General features: G+C 51.9%; 2 protein-coding genes and 1 tRNA gene. 2 read left to right on the forward strand and 1 reads right to left on the reverse strand.

Translation table 11 applies throughout. The annotated features are described in order from the left end of the window. A partial coding sequence (locus WAO31_RS06725; protein WP_509591768.1) for a sensor histidine kinase occupies positions 1 to 1,290 on the forward strand: 1,290 nt, incomplete at its 5' end. A gap of 108 nt (positions 1,291 to 1,398) precedes the next feature. Here the strand turns inward: WAO31_RS06725 and WAO31_RS06730 are convergent. Further along, positions 1,399 to 1,471, reverse strand: a tRNA-Arg gene (locus WAO31_RS06730). A 185-nt stretch (positions 1,472 to 1,656) separates the two neighbouring features. Here WAO31_RS06730 and WAO31_RS06735 point away from each other — a divergent pair. Beyond that, positions 1,657 to 2,174 (forward strand): alpha-amylase family protein (locus tag WAO31_RS06735; protein WP_509591771.1); only part of this gene is annotated, 518 nt, incomplete at its 3' end.

Here is a 2,174-nt window from a genome sequence, read left to right on the forward strand (position 1 = left end):
ACTGCTTTTTGGTTTAGTGCCGCAATATACGTAGCGCACGAAGCTGTTGCATTCAATAGGAAATACAGGGCGCTCCGAAACCAAGTTGCGGCGCGCTCTGATAAAAACATTGACCCACTTGCACCGGTAACCCCAAACCAGCTAGCAATGGAGGACCTAACTCGCGTCCTGCAATCACTTGGGAAATTGGTAAGCGGACAAGATGCCACAGCAGAGAACCTCAAGTTGGCGGCCGATGCGGTTCGTATCGAGTCTGATCAGGTCGTGCGACCACTGAGCCACAAAATCTGGTTGGACAGCAGAATTAGCGCTCCAAAGGCAAGATTCTCGGAGGTTGCGAAACGGGCAATCATTGAGCTGGACTATTCACTTTGGCGGGTCCTAATCATGGAATTCCTTTTTCTCTGGGGTATGGTTCCATTTTTTAGTATTGAGCGGGTAGCGCTGTCCTGCCTCATTCTTCCTCTCGTGGCCCTGTTTTCGATTGCCCTCAAGCCGAAAAACCATGGGCGCTCTAATGCTGGGGCCGCCCTATTCAACACTGTGTTTCTGATTTCAATATCAACGATTCCGATTTTCGTGGTCGACTTGCTAGTTCAAGTGGCTGGCTACACCTCTGCGCTGTTCCCCATGAACCCTTTTACCCTTATCGCTCCGCTCTGGCTAGGCGTAATAATAGTTTTTGATTCCAGCCTGACTGTCTTGCGCAAGAGCAGGGTGGCACTGGTTCAGGAACTTGAAAAACAAAAGGCAAGCGCTCCTGAGACAGGTGATGAGGATCTTGCAGGATTCCTTCACAACTCTCTGCAATCTGAATTGACAGTGCTCTCACTTCAATTGCAGGCCGCCTCGGAATCCCAAAACCCAACCGACGCCAAGGCTGCGTGGGAGCAGCTGGGGGCTTGGATCAACAAGTCTGTCAGCGAAGACTTTGAAAACTCCACGCTTGACCCGGCGTCAAGAGCCTTTGGTTCGATTGCTGCATGGCGCGGGATAGCTGACGTGGAGATAAACATCAGTCCCGAGACTTTCAGCCGACACTCGATGGCCCCCTTGCTCGTTCAGGTGATTGAAGAATCAATTTCGAACTCTGTTAGGCACCTGAAAGCCACCAAAATCACATTCCACTTTGCCCCGAGCAATACCGACCAGCTCATAATCGAGACCAATGGTCGAGTGTCTGCGACACCCACTAATGGAATCGGCGTATCTTGGCTAAATTCGATCTCCCTCAAGCCCACAGAACTAGTAGGGACTGCGACTGGAACCAGATCGGTCATTGATCTTTAGCAAGGCACTGCGCGAACCCAAGTATCGGCCTGACGCTAAAAAATTCTCCAACAGCAACTAGCAGAAATGAAGAAACCCACGAAGTTGTGAAAGCTTCGCGGGTCTCAGTGCGCTTGGAGGGACTCGAACCCCCAACCTTCTGATCCGTAGTCAGATGCTCTATCCGTTGAGCCACAAGCGCATTTGTAACGAGGGAAGAGTCTAGCGCAAAACCGCCCACCTCCACAAGGGCCAGATCTTGGAGGGAGTGATTTGCTGAATTTTGGGTAGTTGCACTTCCCGAGGCTGACTGTAAGCGTTAACAATTGTCGGTATTCTTGCCTGGTTGAGCACGTTTTTTAGTTTTGCTCGAAAGAAGAGGTAGCAGTGTCAGGAACTAGCATCCTGGTTTATGCCGAGCGCGTTGGTGGCAACCTAGGAGAAATTGAGAAATTGCTCGCGGGAGCCCTAAAGGACTTCGATGGCATTCACGTCCTACCTTTTTTCCACCCCTACGACGGCGACGATGCTGGCTTTGACCCGATTGACCACACCATTGTGGACCCGCGCCTTGGGACCTGGGTTGACTTCAAGAGAATCTCACAAACCCACGAGGTCACTGCTGACCTGATCGTGAATCACGCTTCAAACCTCTCTCCCGAGTTTCTTGACTGGCAGGCCAAAGGCAAGGCCAGCGAGTTCGATGGCATGTTCCTCACCTTCGACACCGTCTTTCCAAATGGCGGATCGGAATCCGACATCACCTCTTTCTACCGCCCAAGACCAGGCTTCCCGTTCACTGCCTATGAGGTGGCCGGCGAGCGCCGATTGGTCTGGACAACATTTATGCCGAGCCAGGTCGACATCGACATCAAGCACGAGCGCGGCATGGATTACCTCAAGAG

The sequence above is a fragment of the Rhodoluna sp. genome (genome assembly GCF_049276775.1).
In the GTDB taxonomy this organism is placed as follows: domain Bacteria; phylum Actinomycetota; class Actinomycetes; order Actinomycetales; family Microbacteriaceae; genus Rhodoluna.